Raw genomic sequence first — 16,997 nt, 5'->3', positions numbered from 1 at the left:
CCGGCACAAATTACAATCTGTACCGCGAGAGACTTATTTGCTTCTGAGATTGCTTCTGAGTTTATTCAGCAAAAAGGAGGCCAGGCCTTTAGTCAATTCGGGTGCCAAGGGCAAGGCCGGATCTGTATAAGAAGCCATTTGCTGTGCTGCATCATTGCCTGTGATTTTCAGTACATGGTTCATACCGTGTACCAGCAGGCTTTCAGCATCTGGTTTCGCAAGTTTAAGCGCCGTCAATTGTGCTGTATTTACCTGTATATCCTTGTCACCCTGTATCAGCAAAACCGGGCAAGTCAATTTGCCTATCTCCTTTTCCGGCGTGTAACGGAACCAGGAAACCAGATATGGCTGCACGCTGGCGCGGTACAGGACATTTAATTCTGGCGGCACTTCGGCATGGGTTTTGCCTGCCTGCAAAGCGCTCAGAATTTCTTCATTACGGATGGCCAGCGCAGGTGGCAATTTACCTTGCAACTGCCACCGCAAGACATCAGCGGCATTTTTCGCCGGGCCTGCTACAGAGATGTATGCCCTGACCGCTTCTTGCTGCGCAGCCAGCATGGCAATCAGAGAACCTTCGCTATGACCAAGTATGGCAACACCAGAAAACCGTGCATCTGCCTTGAGCAGCCTTATCCAGGCAACGGCGTCCTGCACATAGGTTTCAAAGCGCAAATCGGCTTCAGATGCCGCGGCACTTGCGCTGCCGGCGATGCCACGCTTGTCAAAGCGTACCGATGCTATCCCGGCCTGTGCCATGGATGCTGCCAACATTTTCAGTGAGTCATTCCTGCCTTTCAGGCCGACTGTATTGCCATCCCTGTCGGTGGGGCCAGAACCAGCAATCATCAATACCACAGGCGGCTTCACTCCATTGGCAGGCATGATCAGGCTGCCATTAATGCTGCCGCCTGTGGTAGCAAGTACGATTTCCTGATCATAATCGGCCTGTCTTGCGATAGTCGGTGTGCAAAAGATTACTCCTGCTGCCAGGGCTGCGGCAAATATCATCATGCGCATGGAATTTACTCTTCGTGGTTTTTGAGGACTTTTTCTATGCGACGGTCAGGTATCAGCCATATCAGGGCCATGACTACATACATTGCCATCGCCACCAGGGGATACCAGCAAGCCAACATCATGCCAGTAGCATAGACCACTGGCGAGAGCTTGCCCTTCCAGTCTGCGCCTACCGCTTTTTTCAGCAATGAATCGGGCCCCTGGGTAGCAATGATCTGCTGTTGCAGGATGAAATAAGCAATCGCGGCCATCAGCAAAACCGCACCATACAAGGCTGCCGGGATAGGGGCAAAATGATTTTCACCTACCCAGCCAGTAGCGAAAGGAATCAGTGAAAGCCAGAACAGCAAATGCAGGTTGGCCCATAAAATCCCGCCAGTCACCTTGCGGCAGGTGTGCAGCATGTGGTGATGGTTATTCCAGTAGATGCCGACATACACAAAGCTCAGGATATAACTCAAAAATACCGGCCATACCGGCAGCAGGGTTTCCAGCGTGCCACCATGCGGCACTTTCATTTCCAGCACCATGATGGTAATCAGGATGGCGATCACGCCATCGCTGAAGGCTTCCAGTCTGGTCTTTCCCATTACTTGCTCCGTCTTGTTGAATTTCAATTATTCTGACGGATATGTCTATGCTGCGCCAGCAAAAAGTCGCACGCAAAATCAATGCAGTGTGAACAGTTCAGGTATGCAGTATTCGGCCACCAGCGAAAGACCAGTTTTCCCAAGCGGTCTCCCTGAAACAGACCATGATGTTTTCGGGGTTCATGCTCTTTTCGCTGAGACGCCGCATGAGGGTATCGAGCAATTTTTTCTTGACCTGTACGCTACGTCCCACTGACCATAGTATTTCTATGAGGACGAAATCCTGGTTCCTGTCCTTGTGCAGATCAGGGTAATGCGGATCAAAACGAAAGTTTTCTTTATCCAGCTCCAGAATACGCTGGAACTTGTCTGTCTCTGGTACTCCCGCCTCCATCAATGCTGCATGCACGGCATTGAGGACTGTCTCTTTGAACAACAGGGATTTGGGTTTGCAGACGGTGATGGTAACCAAGGGCATGATGTCTCCTTTTTTACGCAAATGGCAATTGTCGGTATGCCTGTCTCCATCTTAGCAAATTAAATAGCTCTTTTGAAATCTATCTGCATGTAAATTACATTGTTCAATAAAGGCAAGCCGTGCTTAACAAATCCTTACCTAAAGGCGCTATACAAGCCAGTATCCACACAGGTATCATCGCCGCATCCTTTCCGCACAAAAACATTGCATGCAAGACAAGTGCCACCTCACTCTACTGACTCTAATCCGCAAGGCTGGACTGGGATTACTGTTAGGTCTGTGCTGCCTGCAATCACAAGTTCACGCCAAAACCGTCCTACCTTTGCTACTCGCTGAGTCTCGCGATGAAAATGGTGAGATTGCTCCGATACGCCCTGAAAACCAAAAGATCATTGCCTATTTTGAACGCGCCATGGACGTGCAGTTTGATGTACGCCGCTATCCCCTGCCCCGCGTTATCGACAATATAGGTAAAGGCGAAGGGCTGGGGTTTGGCCTGTCAAAAAGCAGCGAACGCTTGAAAACCATGCGCTACTCTGAAGCAGTTTTTTCCGACTTTGTCTGGGTAGTTGCGAGAGATGACAGCAGCATGAAATTCACCGGCATCGGTGATCTGCAAGGTAAATCTGTAGGTATAGTCAGGGGTATACGTTTTGGAGATGAGATAGACAAATTGCGCAATGTGTCTTTCAAAGTAGAGGAAGACCAACCGCAAAGCAGCTCTCGCCTCAAAAAACTCTTATCCGGGCGCATGGATGTCATGCTGGTCAATTCACGCCTGCCAAACGCCAAAGACCTGGAAGCGGAACTGAATCTTTACCTCGACGAAAAGAACCTGCGCAGCGAAACGCAAATGAATTATGGTGTCAAAGTATTTGCCAAACCGCTGCTGGTTGATCCCATCCATTTTACCTCTGGCGTCAATACCAGATCAGATGTCATCAACAAGATCAACGCTGCCATCATCAGGGGCAGGAAGTCTGGTGACTTGCCTGCCCTCTGGAAAAACTAAATCTCAGGGCTGAGCAAAGTCAGGACATTGCCCTGATCAGGTCTGGCAGCGCCACTCAGCATATCATCATAGACTTGTCGCACTGCAGCTTCGCCCTGCCCATGTATCACCTGCATCCAGGGTTTCTCTGCTTCCATCACAGGTCGCATGAAAGCCTTCCAGGCCTGAGCTAAACGGGATTGCACACCATTCGGGCCCCAGTCTGTCATGCGCTTCTTGATTTGCGCCGGTGCGAAGAACAAGGTCGGTTTTGCACCTGGCAGGTTTGATGCACCACTTAGCTCTTCCCAGTGTGTGCCGCCAACAGCGCAGCTATATTTCATATTGTCTTTGAAATGATGATGCAACTGGCTGCGTAATTGCCCATTGCCTGCCATATCGACATATACAACGCCCTGGTCAGTTGCCAGCCCAGTCACTTGCTCATAGCTGATGACTTCGTCGTAGATCGCCATATTCCGCACAAATTCGAGGTTGCCCGGCGAAGTCAGGCCTATGACTTTGCAGGCCTTGTCCTTGCGCAGCGACAGCATGAATGCCAAACCATAAGCGGTCTTGCTGGAAGCGCTGGAGATCAGTACGGTCTGCGCACCAAAGAACTGATTATCATCAAGAAAATCATCAATCATGAAGGAGGTGATGAACAAGGGCCGCAGCAAGATCTGCACATCTTCAGATTCTTTGGTGTAACCAGGATCAGTACTGGTTCTGACATAGTGGTTATATAAACCATGCATGGCCTGTCTGTGTTCTGCGCCATCGACAAAGCCGCCAGGTGAGACCCGCGTCGCCTGCACTGTCAGATGGGTAGCCATGGGGTAGTAGCCATAGAAGCGCTCGCCCACTGCTACGCCTTCGGCTTTCGATGCCAGCACATCACCAAAACCCCAGACCGGGATATTGCCCCAGCCTTCATCGGTGGGGAAAAAATTCCAGTAATGCATCGCTGTGCCAAAGGCTGCATAAGTCACGTTATTTGACGTGAAGGCAAAACGCTCTACCTGCAACACTACTTGCCCGTCCTGCAATTCCGCTTCCGCAGGAACGTGCAGGGGCTTGAATCTGGATTCCAATAAATTGCTTTTATTGACAATAAATTCTTTGGCTGGGTTCTTCATGGTCTCGTCGTTTTCTTCGTCATTTTATTAGGGAATTAACATTTAAATTCCAGTATTGCACGATTCAGGAAATTTTTCCTGTCTTGTCAGCATTTCCAGACAAGCCTGGATATACGCGCAACAGCCTTTCATTTCGCGCCATTTTTACTACCGTTCACGGCCCACTTCTCCGGTCTGTCGCATCAGCATTGTGAGTAAGGCACGCCCCTTTTAATCTGCCTCCTGTCGCAAACACGAATCACATCAGACAAACAGGAGATACACATGCACACGACTTATTTCAACATTGGCAAAAAAATTCTGTTGGCAGGCAGCCTGGTTCTCTTTGCCAGCAGCCAGGCCATGGCGTTTTCCGAGCCTCAGTTTCAAACAGCTTTCCAGCAATTTACCCAGTCTGCCAAGGGTAGCGAAGAAGCTGCAGCCAATGCCTTCAACGAATTGCTCAAGCAAGACCCTGCCAGTCCCTTGATCATGGCCTACGCCGGTGCCAGCACTGGCAAGCTCGCCACTACCACCATGTTTCCCTGGAAGAAAATGTCGTATGCAGAAGATGGCATGGCCATGCTGGAAAAAGCCCTGCAACTGGCTGCCGCCAATGAAAACGCCCAGGGACATGGCAGCACGCCTGTGATACTGGAAGTCAAATATGTCGCCGCCAGCACTTTCCTGGCTGTGCCAGCCTTCATGAACCGTGGAGCACGCGGTGCCAAACTCCTCAACGAAGTATTGGAACACAAGCAGTTCGACAAGGCCGAACCCGGTTTTCGCGGTTCTGTATTGATGCGCGCTGCCAGTCTGGCCAATGAGCAAAAGCGCCCAGAGGATGCAAAACGCTACCTGAATGAAGTCATCAAACAGAATGCACCACAGGCAGAAGCTGCCAAGGCCATGTTGAAAGGTATTCCATCATGAGCCTTGCACCTGCCATAGAACTGCATGCAGTTCATAAAACTTATCAACTCGGCGCTCATGTCGTCAAGGCTTTGCAAGGCATAGACCTGACATTGCAGCGTGGTGAACTGCTGGCACTGACCGGCCCGTCCGGCAGTGGCAAGAGCACGATACTGAACCTGTGCGGCCTGATAGACCATGCGGATGCTGGCGACATCTTGCTTAACGGTGTCAACATCAATGAATACAATGAAACACAAAAGACCCTGCAAAGACGAGACACCATAGGTTTTATTTTCCAGAGTTTTAATTTGGTGCCTGTCATGACGGTGGCTGAGAATGTCGATTACCCGCTATTCCTGACTGGTGTACCTGTCGCAGAACGACGTGAACGGGTGGCCGCACAACTGAAAGCCGTTGGCCTGCATGAACACGCCCAGCATTTGCCGGATGCCTTGTCTGGCGGCCAGCGCCAAAGGGTGGCGATTGCCCGCGCCCTCATCAAGCGCCCAAGCCTGGTAATTGCAGATGAACCCACGGCCAGCCTGGATTCACACACCGCCGACCAGGTACTGGACCTGATGCGTGAACGCGGCCATGCCGAAGGCGTGGCCTTCATCATCGCCAGCCATGATAACCGCCTGACTAGCCGCAGCGACCGCATCGTGTCGCTGCTGGATGGGAGATTGCAATGAAACTCAGCTGGCTCAAATTTGCCTTTTACAATACCCTGCGCAACCGCCGCCGTTCTGCTATTACCGTGGTCATCGCTGCGCTAGGTACAGCAGCGATATTGCTGGCTGGTGGCTTTGCCTATTCGACTTACGAAGGTCTGGCGCAGATATCCGCACGCAGCACCGGCCACCTGACCATAGGCAAACCCCAGCATTTCACCAGTGACCAGGATGTGCCCCTGCAATATGGTCTGGACAACGCAGCGTCCCTGCAAAGCAAGCTCTTGACTGATCCGGCAGTGCGTTATGTCTTGCCACGCATAGAATATAGCGGCCTGATCAGCAATGGCGACAAATCCACGATCATGATGGCGGTAGGTATAGACCCGGATGCTGAATTCTCGGTCAAAGGCCCTACCCTGACATTGAAAGAAGGCGAACTCCTGCAAACCGAATCAGCAGAGGCAGAAATCGTCCTGGGTGATGCACTGGCACGCAGCCTGAAAGCCAAACCCGGCAGCAACCTGACGCTGATGGCCAGCACGACTGATGGTGCGCTGAATGCGGTTGATGTCACCGTCAAGGGCCTGGTATCTACGGGTGTGCCTGACCTGGATAAACGCCTCGTGTATTCAAACATCAAGACTGCACAAAAGCTCTTGAATACCCAGCGTATTTCCAGCCTTGGTGTATTCCTTAACTCCATGGATGCGACCCTGCCTGCCCAAGCCAGACTGGCGAAAGTCTTTCCTGAACTGACGGTGCAAAACTGGCTGGAACAAGCCTTCTTTTATAAATCTGTACGTGATTTGTATAACCGCATCTTTGGTGCTCTGGGTGCCATCATCAGCGTCATCGTGGTGTTCGTGGTTGCCAATGCCATGGCCATGGCCATCATAGAACGCACCCGTGAAGTTGGCACACTGCGTGCCATGGGTACCTTGCCGGGGCAACTGATACGCAGTTTTTCATTTGAAGGAATGATACTAGGCGGCACAGGTGCCATCGCCGGTGCCCTGCTGGCGATTTCCGTTGCATTGCTGCTCATGGTGTTCCCGGTTGAAATGCCACCACCACCAGGGCGCTCCAGCGGTTACCCCTTACTGATCACGATAGATGCTGCCATGTATGCCATCACCGTGTTCATGATGATTGCCTTGTCGATGCTGTCGTCAGCCTTCATCGCCCGTAAAACCCTGCGTCAGCCTATCGTCGATGCACTCGCTCATAATTAAGACTGGAGAATAAAAATGAAAACAGCCATACACACTATCGCTTTATTGCTCGCAGCAACAACAGGTCTGGCCAGGGCAGATGAGGTTGGCGACATCCTCAAAGCTGCCGATCAGTTCAGGGTAGGTAGCGAGAACATGCAGGTAGAAACAGAGATCACCACTTTTGCCAAAGATGGCAGCAAGGAAAAAGAAAGAAACTACCTGGTGTTTTCACAAGTCAATCATCAATCTCTGGTGCTCATGAAAAGCCCGGCAGAAAAAGGGCAAAAGGTCTTGATGCTGGGTGATGATTTCTGGATGCTCTTGCCTGGCAGCCAGCGCCCGCTGCGCATCACACCCATGCAAAAATTACTCGGCGATGCATCCATAGGCGACGTCGCCACCATGAGCTGGGCCCAGGATTACACCGGCAAGATCATAGGCGAAGAAAAATGCGATGACAAAGCCTGTGTACACCTGAGTCTGAATGCAGTACGCAAATCAGTCGCCTATCAGCGCATAGAGGTATGGCTGGGCAAGAGCAAGCACGAACCGATCAAGGCTGATCTCTACGTGCAATCCGAAAAGCTCGCGAAACAGGCCCGTTTTGTCTTTGACAAGCCACAGGCACCAACAGCCGTGACAGAAATGTTTTTGCTAGATCAACTGAGCAGCCACAAAGAAACCCGGGTGCGCTATCTGGGCCGCAAGCAAAAAACCGTGCCTGAACAATGGTTGAACCCCATGTTCCTGGCCAAGAATCCCAGTCTGGAGTAGTCATGCCTGATCTCAAAACCCAAACACTGGGCAGTGTGCTGGCCGCCCTGCTGTGCGCACCGGCCTGTGTGATGGCCGGGGATACTGACTTCAGCGGCCAGGTACGTGGCCTGGATAACAGCTATTCCAGTAACAGCGTTAGTCCCCTTGCAATTGCCAATCAACTGGTGCCGGGCTTGTTGAGCAAGAATACGCAACTGGGCGTGGTGGAAACTGAATTGCGCGCCAGTGGCAAAGTCATTAATGCTGTTGCGACCGTGCAGGGACAGATCAATGATGGCGGGCGCACCCAGGCCACGGCATGGCTCAATGAACTGTATGGCAGTCTTGGCGATGGTGCATGGCAGTTCAGTGCTGGCAAAAAAACCATTGCCTGGGATGTGGGCTATGGCTTTCGCCCGAATGATGTGGTGGCTCAGGAAAAGCGCCGTTCGCTGATCAGCACCACCGTCATAGGCAAGCCTTTGGCCAGTCTTGATTATTTCACTGCGAATACTTCAGCAACTTTGGTGTGGGTCAATCCCGGCCATGCTGCAACGACCGATATTGCAGATGAACAGGCTCTGGCAGCGCGGGTTTATCACCGTGCTGGCGGCGTGGATTTGCATGGCTTTGGGCGTTATGGCCAAAAGAGTGGCGGCAGTCTTGGTACTGCCGCGTCCTGGGTAGCGACTGATGAAATGGAGATACATGGCTCTGTACGCTTCATGCAAAGAAATACAGGCTTGCGCATGAATACAGACCCTGCCCTGCTGCAGCGCACCAGTCCCTGGCAAAACAGTACACAAAACAATGTCGTGCAAGCTATGCTCGGGGCAAATTACACAACAGAGTCACAGCATAGTTTTTTCCTCGAAGCCTGGTGGGATGGTACGGCCTTGTCAGACCGCGAATGGCAAGACTGGAACAGGCGCAACCTGACTTTGCAGGGCAGCGTCAATTATTTGCCGCAAATGCAGCAGATAATTGGCTATAACCTGGCCTGGCAAAATCAGGCGCTGTCAGCTTCTGGCAATATCCGGCGCAAGAACGTGTTTGCACGCTGGAGCTGGCAAAAAAATGACTGGCAACCCTCGCTGGATATATTGTGGACGCCAGAGGACCATGGCCGCATCATCACCGCTGCATTGGGCTGGCAGGGTGACCGCATCAGCATCAATGGTGGTTTGCGTATGTATGGCGGCCCCCGCAAGGCAATAATCGCTCAACTGCCAGATAGCAAAACAGCCTACGTTTCTGCTACCTGGGCATTTTGAGTGTGATGACGGGCAGTTTCAGCGATAATATCGGCTTGCTCCACATCGCTGAAAGCTGTCCATGTCAAAATCCCATGTTGATGCCAACTACCGTTTCATCGCCGCCAACCAGGAAGTTAATACCCGCATAGCACAAAGACATCAGGCACTGGCCTTGTATGTGACCCTGGTGGTCAGCCTGCTGGCAGCGCTGGTGGCCCTGAAACCGGGTGAGCCCAGCAGCAAGCTGCCGGTAGAGTGGTTGGTCATGGGCTTCCCTGTCGCATCGATTTGCCTGACATTTTTGAATTACAAGGCAGAACGCTCGATCACCAATTTGCGCCATTTCCTGGCCACGCTGGAAAGGCTGGAAGATGCCCATCTGCATCTGCCCAGCTACAACACTGATCCACGCTGGGCCAAAAGTGCCAACAAGGCCAGGCGTTTTCAGGATTATGCCTGTGCAGTACTGGTGGCAGCCGCGAATGCCATAGGCCTGGGTGCTGTCATCCATATCTATCCTGAACGTATTGCAGCCAACCAGTTTGTCATCTGGATCAGTGTCATTACGGCACTGGCTTCGCTGTTTGTATTGTTGTTCATGCCAGCCTGGAGCTATCGTCCTGACAGTGAGCTGGAAAAACAGATCGTCGTCGCCAATGACGTTACTGCTTCCGCCGATCAGCCAGACCAGCAGGCTTGAGTTGTAGTTCAAACGCTGTCATTGCCAGCCACCCGCACTGCATTGCGCCCGGCCAGTTTGGCTTCATAAAGCTTGGCGTCAGCACGCTGGAACCATGCCTGACCATCTTCTCCGGCAATTTTCTTTGCCACACCTATGGAGACGGTTACGGGATAATCACGCAGCAATTGCGCCTTTTCTACCAGGGTGCGCAATTCCTCGGCAAACCTGGCAGCGGCAATATCGTCTGCCCCCATCGCAATGACGACAAATTCTTCGCCGCCATAGCGGAAGAAACAGTCTGCCGTGCGTATGCGCGAGCGCAGCAGTGCGCAAAACTGTATAAGAACCTGGTCACCCACCATGTGTCCAAACTGGTCATTGATGCGCTTGAAGTGGTCAAGATCAAGGATCAGGATGCAAACATCGGTATGTACTTCATCCTTGGCGCAGATGGTCTGTAACTGCTTGTCAAACGCACGGCGGTTGCCAGCACCGGTTAAAAAGTCTTTTTCTGCCTGCTGGTTCAGTTCAAAATGCTGGAGGCTGGTGCGGTCAGAAAAAATATAGGAAAACAGATTGATCAACACCAGGGTGACGACCAGGCTGGACAGGTCCAGCAACTGCATGGCTTTGTGCAAAATCACGATCAGCACGATCAATGAAATGCTGTTGATCATCAGGGCTTCTTTTGCCCTGAGTATGAAAAAGGCAGCGATCATGGTGGGATAAACCCAGTAAGCGATAGGCACGCCCTTGACATACACAGCCGCCAGCATGCCCATGGAATAAAACACAGTGACAGCAAGCCCGGCCAGGCGCACGCGCCTGGTACGCCAGACAAAAACGATGATGCACAACATACCCAGCACGATCAACAGATCAACTGTTGCCATCAAAAAATTACCCTGGAACAGGCGCACTATGCCAAAAGGAAGGATGCTCGGTATGCTCAGGCCACAAAGCATGAGCAAGACTACTTCTTCTTTTGAGCGTTTTAACAACATGCTGTTTTCCCGGCTATTGCCCCTGCAAGGCAGGGATCTGTTCAATGCCAGCCTAACTCAAGCGACAAGCTTATGTCCAACACTATGCGACATGCTTTGCATGAAAAAAACAGTCTTGTTATGTCGTCGTAAAGATTTGTTTATCCGCTGGCAAGATCAGGCAATATCAGGATGCAAACGTGAATACATCCAGAAATTGCCCGGTGTGCCGCGCACCATCCGAAAAGCCCGCAGATGGCCTTCTCGTTCAAAACCCATGCGCTCCAGCAGTTGCATGGAATGGAAATTGGTTTCCAGCACAGTCGCCTGGATGCGCTTATAGCCAGCCTGCTGAAAGCCCCATTGACACAGTGCCATTGCAGCAGCTTGCATGACACCCTTGCCCCAGTATTCAGGTGCCAGGTCATAGGCAAGTTCCGCACTACGGTTGATGCCGGAAATGGTATGAAAACCGACCGTACCTATCAACCTGTCTTCTTCCCTGCTGACGATGGCAAGACGAATAGGGGTATCAGGTGCAGCGCTTTCATATGCTTCGAACTGCGGTAACAGATCTGCTGCCGCACTAAGGTTCCAGCTGGTATGTCTGATCACATCCGGATTTTTGAGATAGTCATACCAGGCTGCTGCATCACTGCGGCGTATGCTGCGTAAGCGGACATCCTTGTGTGAAATTTCAGGTACTTTACTTATCTGCATACTGTCTGCAAGCTTAAAGAATTATTGCCTGGCGATCAGCTTGCGTACCACGTCATTGAACATCTCTACCATGGCGGGATCAAACTGGCTTTCAATATTGGCATTGATCTCGGAAATCGCACTCAGCAAGCTGCGTTTGTAGCTGCGGTCAGAACGTTCATTGGTGACTGAACAGAAAGTATCGACTATCGCCAGTATGCGGGCGCCAGAATGTATCTGTTCAGCCTTCAAACCATTCGGGTAACCTGAGCCGTCGTAGCGTTCATGATGATCCAGTACTATACGCGCAGCTTCATCCCAGCCGCCAAAGCGCAAAAGAATCTGGCTGGCCGTCACCACATGCTCCTGCAGTATCTTCAATTCTTCCCTGGATAAACCCGCTTCCTTATTAAAGATACTGTGCGGGATAAAGGCCATGCCTACATCATGCATCAAGGACGCAGCCTTTAATTGCTGCGCATTGACTGGCAAGCCCAGGGCCTCATTCAGAGCTTCCGTCAATTGAGCAGACTGTTCGCTACGATTTTTTCTATAGATGCTGAGATTATCAATCTGCTGGGCAATTTTTTGCATCATCGCCATGTCGTCTGATAATTCCAGCAACACCTTCGGTGCCCTGACAACATTTTCCTTATTGGCGGCTTTGCCATCCAGTGTAGCAATCGCCTCCTTGAATTGCTGGGCCTGAAAGCCACCAACGACGGTTTTTTGCAAGGCGGCACAAAGTTCATATAGCTTCTGGCGCCTGACGTCGCTGGTGCGCCCATGGGCGATCAGGTCATTGAGCAAATCCTCGACTTCATCAATGGCCAGCAGCAAGAATTCACCCAGCTCGCGAAAATAAGGGTCCTGCTCTGCCCTGACCCTGGCGACGATTTCTTCCAGCCTGTGCAATAACTCGACAAAGGGAATCAGGCCAACCATCTGGCAATTGCCCTTGAGTGAATGCATGGCGCGGAACAGGCGGTGTACATAGGCCGCACCGCCCTGATTATTGAGCTCTTTGACGCAGGCCTCTGCCTCTTCACAAGCTTCACGCGTGCAATCGACAAAGTCATCGATGATGCTGCGCTCCATGGCCAGAAACTCAGGACAAGTGAAACTATCAACGCTTGTGGCTGTGTTCATCTTAAGGTTTTCCTGATTGTCGTACGTCAATATTACTGAAAATTATAGTCCAAAGCAGCATCCATGAACGAACTGTAAGACTATTTTGGATGACAGACATAATTTCCACAACACATAAAGATATTGAATGATGTTGGGCGTAATTATCTTCAGACAATTAGTGATGACTGTGTCAATTGAAAAATTTAATAGTCAGACTGGCAAATCAATTGCTATTATAGGAAGCATGGCAGCAAGCTCTCTACTTGGCTGGAAACAGCATAAGTGCAGTTTATTCAATTAAAGCTAAGATTTACCTCATGAAATCCAGTATCTTGAAATTGGTTTTGCCGGTGTGGCGAGTGCTCCCTACGGAATTTCGCCAATCCAGCCTGGCCGCAAAAATCCGGCAGCAATTCATAGCTCCGGTAGTCGTACCGGCCCCTGCCGTCGTTCAGCTTGAACCCACGCCACCAATGCCCGTTGAAGTTGAAGACCCGCTCATCACTGTGCGTGCATGGCAAGATGGTTTCAAGCCAGTTCACGACTATCTGCAGTCCCCACCACCTGCCCGAACAGAGCCGCTGAAATCATCCATGTGTACAGAACAGATGATGCGCACCGAGGTTTTTCAATATTGGACTGCACGCATGGGTGACAGGCCAGGTCACATGCACAGAAAAATCTGGGAGTGGGCTTTCATCACCCAGGCTTTGAAAGAGCGCGGCATGCTGCAAGAAGGGCAGCTTGGCCTGGGATTTGCTGTCGGCACAGAACCCTTGACTGCTATCTTCGCAGCACATGGTGCCAGCATCATCGCCACGGATTTGTTCACTGAAGAAGCACAAGCCAAGGGCTGGGTTGACTCCACGCAGCACGCAAATGGTTTTGAAGCCATCAACCAGCGTAATCTCTGCGATGAAAAAGAATTACGCAGGCTGGTCGAATTCAAATTTGCCGACATGAACAATATCAGCGAAGAGCTGCATGGCAAATTCGATTTTCTGTGGTCATCCTGCGCCTTTGAACATCTGGGTTCCATCGAACATGGCAAGCAATTTGTCTACAATGCCATGCATTGTTTAAAGCCCGGTGGCATCGCAGTGCACACGACAGAATTCAATATGTCTTCCAATGATGATACCGTCGATACTGGCGCTACCGTCTTGTTCCGCAAGCGCGATATCGAAGAAATCATCACTACCCTGCAATCACAAGGTCACCAGATAGAGATGGACTGGGATGAAGGCGATGGCTATGCAGATGGCCATGTCGATATGGCTCCCTACATACAGGATACACATCTGCGTCTGCAGATAGAAAAATATGTAGTGACGTCGATAGGTTTGATCGTACAAAAAGCTGCATAATTTTTAGAAATATCCGCAGATTAAAAAAGCCCTGCAATCTTCTAGGATTGCAGGGCTTTTTAACTATCTGGCTATCTGACTGGCTTAATCAGCAAACACCTTGCTTGCAGGTGTGATGCTGACAGCCTCAGCCTTGATGTTGAGCTTGCGCTTGCCTATGACCTGATCTTCATCCAGCAATTCCTTGGGTTTGTCGGAATTGTATTTGATCGGTGATTCAGCATCCGCCACCAGTTTTGCCTTCAGGTCGGCAGCATCTTTGGCGATGATGACGACGGACAGGTTGTCTGCCGACAAATGCTTCTTGATGGCCGCATTGACATCTGCCAGGCTCAGCTTGCTCAGGTTATCACGCATCATCTTCGTGAATTCAGGCGTATGGTGCCATTGGGAATCCATGGCATAGCCTAGCTGCTGGTCCTGGGTGGCCGTCATCATGAAGACATTCTTCATCAGGTAGGCACGGGTGATCTCGAACTCTTCCTTGCTCAGTCCCTTGTTGACCATTCTGTCGAACTCGGTCAGTGCAACCCGTATCGCCATCTGGGCATTTTCCGGCGCAACCGGGCGTATCCAAATTTCAAACAGTTGTGACTGACGCGCCCTGTTGGCGGTCGGGAAGAACTGGAACATACCACCAGGGAAGGCTTCGATATACGCATAGTCGCCGTAATTCATGCCGCGTACTTCGCGTATGCGCTGGTACAAATGGGATGAACTGGCGCGGTGTTCGCCCAGCCAGGTCTTGGCCAGCCACAAGGCGGCAAAATCAGGATGCGCACGCGTCACCGTGATAGGCTGCCCCAAAGAGATAGCGGTTGCCCGCGTATTCTTTTCTATGATCTCTACCTCCAGTCCCTTGCTGACCTTGCCCACAGGTGCGGCAATGCGCGCAATGCCTGCACCCTCTGGTAATTTCGCCAGGGCTTGCTGCAAGGAAGCCTGCATCGCATCTGTCACATCGCCAGAAATACCAACCTTCAGCGCACCTTTGGTATAAGCCTGTTTCCAGAACTGTTTGACATCATCCAGCGTAATCGCATCTATGCCCTTGATCGTACCCAATACAGGGTGGGCATAGGGTGACGCTGCAAACACATTGGTTTGCAGGCGTTCTTTGGCAAGCTCTTCTTCGTTGTTGTCTTTCAAATCCAGCGTCAGGGCATTCTTTTGCGCATCCTTGAGACGGCGGAAATCTTCTTCGCGGAAGCCGGGTTCCAGCAATTGCGGCAAGGCGATATTGATCAGATCATCCCATTTGTCTTTGTGGACGGAACCGCTGAAGGTCGTCATTTCCTTGTCGGTCAGGCCATTGAAGCTGGCTGCCAGCGGGAACAAGGCCTTCTTGATTTCATCAATCTTGCGCTCTCTGGAGCCTGCTGCATCGACCATGGCTGCAGTCAGGGCTGCCAAACCTTCCTTGCCTGCTGGGTCATTGGCGGCACCGGCATTGAACACCAGCTTGAAGCGTATCTGTGGCAAGGCTGATTTTTGTACCAGCATATCGAGCTTGCTGCCAGTGCTCTTGTCAGCAAAGCTGGCCAGCTTGGGCAACTGGCTGACCTCGGCAGGCAAGGGGGTATTTGACAGCGTGGTGACGATCATGCTGTCATCGCTCAGGTATTTCTTCGCCGCAGCCTGCAAGTCTGCTGGCGTCAGACTGTCTATGAGCTGATAGAACTGATTCATGGTCGCGTAAGAACGTTTGTAATGGACAAAGCGCACCAGGGTAGAGGCGATCTGCTCGGTATTGTCCAGCGAGCGTATCACACCGTATTTAAGTGCAGACTTGGCGTCGGCCAGTTCTTTGTCAGACAATGGTTTGGCGGTGATACCGGCAACGGTTTTGAGGATGGCATCGCGCACATACACCACGTCTTCCGGCTTCTTGACGCGTGCACCTATGGTCGCCAGGCCAGGGTCAACATTGTCAGGCGTAAAGTCAAACAACTGATCGACCTTTTGCTCGTCTTGCTGCAAGCGCTTGTTCAGGGCAGAGGTAGAACCGAATGACAGGTTCAGCAGCAGACGCAGGGCAGCATGTTCCTTGTTCACTTCAGAAAAAGCCGGTGCATGGAAAGCCACTGTCACGTACGGCAAGGTAGGGCTGGGCCATGGCACATGCTTGTAAATCGCACCTGTCGCTGCTGGTTCTGCCGGAACAGCTGGCTGCACCTTGCCACGCTGCCATTTACCCCAGTACTTCTCGACCAGGGCGATGGCTTTCTGCGGCTCTACATCACCGGCGATGATGACGGTGGTACGCTCAGGACGATACCAGCGATCAAAAAACACTTTGGAATAGGCATATTGATTGGGCATGTCCTCAATATCCTTGAGAAAGCCCATGGTGGTGTGTTTGTAGGTATGTTTCTGGTAAGCCGCATCGCGCATGACTTCAAACAGCTTGCTGATGGGGTTGGCGCTATTTTTATTGTACTCACCCAGTACTGCGCGCGATTCTGTCTTGAAGTCTGCTTCGCTATAGGACAGGTTCTCGAAACGGTCTGCTTCTATCCTCAGCATGGTTTCCAGGTCTTCTTTGGAGAAGGTCGTGTGATAGTTGGTCAGGTCGTCGCTGGTATACGCGTTTTGCCGTGCGCCAGTGGCCGTCAATATGTCTTTGTACTTGTCTGCCGGGATTTCCTTGGTACCACGGAACATCATGTGCTCAAAGAAATGGGCAAAACCGGATTTACCCTCTTCTATCTCATTGCGTGAACCAGTCTGCACCGGAATGTGCAGCGAGATGATGTTAGGCAAGCCAGTCGGCACGATGATGATTTTCAGGCCATTGGGCAAGAGTTTTTCTGTTGCGTGAAATGGCAGCAGGTCAGCCGCTTTTTGCGCGGGCTTGCTGGCCTTGCCAGTAGTCGCCGGAGTTGCTGCGGCTTTATCCTGCGCATGGGCAGAAAGAGCCGGAAGAAAAGCAGAGGCCAGCGCCAAAGCCAGCGTGCTGCGTACAAAGATTTTCATGGTTGCACCACCTATAGTCATATTATTTTGAGGGAGCCTGGATCAGATTTTACGAAACTATCTTTTGAAAACACCTGAAGATAGCTCAAAAAGCAGCAATATGACTACTGTTTAGAGAACAAGTTCAGAAAACCAGACCTCACTGGC

At 51.3% G+C, this 16,997-nt stretch carries 16 protein-coding genes; 8 read left to right on the top strand and 8 right to left on the bottom strand.

Annotated features, from left to right (window positions below; genetic code table 11):
* Window positions 1–33 precede the first annotated feature (33 nt).
* The 3 genes from UNDYM_RS06565 to UNDYM_RS06555 form a co-directional block, all read right to left on the bottom strand.
* On the bottom strand, window positions 34–1,020 hold the full coding sequence (locus tag UNDYM_RS06565; RefSeq protein WP_232063769.1) for a S9 family peptidase: 987 nt from the start codon (window positions 1,018–1,020) through the stop codon (window positions 34–36).
* A 5-nt stretch (window positions 1,021–1,025) separates the two neighbouring features.
* Complete coding sequence (locus UNDYM_RS06560) at window positions 1,026–1,610, bottom strand: TMEM175 family protein (protein WP_162040331.1); 585 nt, start codon at window positions 1,608–1,610, stop codon at window positions 1,026–1,028.
* A gap of 97 nt (window positions 1,611–1,707) precedes the next feature.
* Complete coding sequence (locus tag UNDYM_RS06555) at window positions 1,708–2,088, bottom strand: tautomerase family protein (protein ID WP_162040330.1); 381 nt, start codon at window positions 2,086–2,088, stop codon at window positions 1,708–1,710.
* Between the two features lie 322 nt (window positions 2,089–2,410).
* On the opposite strand from UNDYM_RS06555, the gene UNDYM_RS06550 reads away from it, so the two are divergent.
* Complete coding sequence (locus UNDYM_RS06550; protein WP_162040329.1) at window positions 2,411–3,100, top strand: ABC transporter substrate-binding protein; 690 nt, start codon at window positions 2,411–2,413, stop codon at window positions 3,098–3,100.
* Here UNDYM_RS06550 and UNDYM_RS06545 read toward each other — a convergent pair.
* A complete protein-coding gene (locus UNDYM_RS06545) occupies window positions 3,097–4,218 on the bottom strand; it encodes a DUF2855 family protein (protein WP_162040328.1) in 1,122 nt (373 codons plus the stop codon). The genes UNDYM_RS06550 and UNDYM_RS06545 overlap by 4 nt on opposite strands.
* A gap of 264 nt (window positions 4,219–4,482) precedes the next feature.
* On the opposite strand from UNDYM_RS06545, the gene UNDYM_RS06540 reads away from it, so the two are divergent.
* From UNDYM_RS06540 to UNDYM_RS06515, 6 genes are all read left to right on the top strand, one after another.
* Complete coding sequence (locus tag UNDYM_RS06540) at window positions 4,483–5,130, top strand: hypothetical protein (protein WP_162040327.1); 648 nt, start codon at window positions 4,483–4,485, stop codon at window positions 5,128–5,130.
* Window positions 5,127–5,804 (top strand): ABC transporter ATP-binding protein, encoded by a 678-nt coding sequence (locus UNDYM_RS06535; RefSeq protein WP_162040326.1) that lies wholly within the window; start codon window positions 5,127–5,129, stop codon window positions 5,802–5,804. Before UNDYM_RS06540 ends, UNDYM_RS06535 begins: the two co-directional genes overlap by 4 nt.
* Window positions 5,801–7,018 carry an FtsX-like permease family protein gene (locus tag UNDYM_RS06530; protein WP_162040325.1) on the top strand — a complete coding sequence of 406 codons (1,218 nt, stop codon included), beginning with the start codon at window positions 5,801–5,803 and terminating at the stop codon, window positions 7,016–7,018. The genes UNDYM_RS06535 and UNDYM_RS06530 overlap by 4 nt, the downstream gene beginning before the upstream one ends.
* A gap of 15 nt (window positions 7,019–7,033) precedes the next feature.
* On the top strand, window positions 7,034–7,774 hold the full coding sequence (locus tag UNDYM_RS06525; RefSeq protein WP_162040324.1) for an outer membrane lipoprotein-sorting protein: 741 nt from the start codon (window positions 7,034–7,036) through the stop codon (window positions 7,772–7,774).
* Window positions 7,775–7,776: 2 nt separating this feature from the next.
* Window positions 7,777–9,030, top strand: coding sequence for a hypothetical protein (locus UNDYM_RS06520; protein ID WP_162040323.1), 1,254 nt, complete (start codon window positions 7,777–7,779; stop codon window positions 9,028–9,030).
* Between the two features lie 61 nt (window positions 9,031–9,091).
* Entirely contained in the window at window positions 9,092–9,712 is a 621-nt protein-coding gene (locus tag UNDYM_RS06515) for a hypothetical protein (protein WP_197740985.1), read from the top strand.
* Between the two features lie 8 nt (window positions 9,713–9,720).
* Here UNDYM_RS06515 and UNDYM_RS06510 read toward each other — a convergent pair whose 3' ends face one another.
* From UNDYM_RS06510 to UNDYM_RS06500, 3 genes are all read right to left on the bottom strand, one after another.
* Window positions 9,721–10,698 carry a GGDEF domain-containing protein gene (locus tag UNDYM_RS06510; RefSeq protein ID WP_162040322.1) on the bottom strand — a complete coding sequence of 326 codons (978 nt, stop codon included), beginning with the start codon at window positions 10,696–10,698 and terminating at the stop codon, window positions 9,721–9,723.
* A gap of 156 nt (window positions 10,699–10,854) precedes the next feature.
* Window positions 10,855–11,397, bottom strand: a complete 543-nt coding sequence (locus UNDYM_RS06505) for a GNAT family N-acetyltransferase (RefSeq protein WP_162040321.1) — start codon at window positions 11,395–11,397, stop codon at window positions 10,855–10,857.
* A gap of 21 nt (window positions 11,398–11,418) precedes the next feature.
* On the bottom strand, window positions 11,419–12,525 hold the full coding sequence (locus tag UNDYM_RS06500) for an HD-GYP domain-containing protein (RefSeq protein WP_162040320.1): 1,107 nt from the start codon (window positions 12,523–12,525) through the stop codon (window positions 11,419–11,421).
* A gap of 299 nt (window positions 12,526–12,824) precedes the next feature.
* Between UNDYM_RS06500 and UNDYM_RS06495 the strand changes: the two genes are divergently transcribed.
* On the top strand, window positions 12,825–13,874 hold the full coding sequence (locus tag UNDYM_RS06495) for a cyclopropane-fatty-acyl-phospholipid synthase family protein (protein ID WP_232063768.1): 1,050 nt from the start codon (window positions 12,825–12,827) through the stop codon (window positions 13,872–13,874).
* An 84-nt stretch (window positions 13,875–13,958) separates the two neighbouring features.
* On the opposite strand, the gene UNDYM_RS06490 is transcribed toward UNDYM_RS06495, so the two are convergent.
* Entirely contained in the window at window positions 13,959–16,850 is a 2,892-nt protein-coding gene (locus UNDYM_RS06490) for a pitrilysin family protein (RefSeq protein ID WP_162040319.1), read from the bottom strand.
* Between the last annotated feature and the right edge of the window lie 147 nt (window positions 16,851–16,997).

Origin of the sequence: Undibacterium sp. YM2 (assembly GCF_009937975.1) — a bacterium.
Classification (GTDB): Bacteria; Pseudomonadota; Gammaproteobacteria; order Burkholderiales; family Burkholderiaceae_D; genus Undibacterium.
Note: the sequence above shows the minus strand (reverse complement) of the source record. Positions and strands in the feature narration are given on the sequence as shown.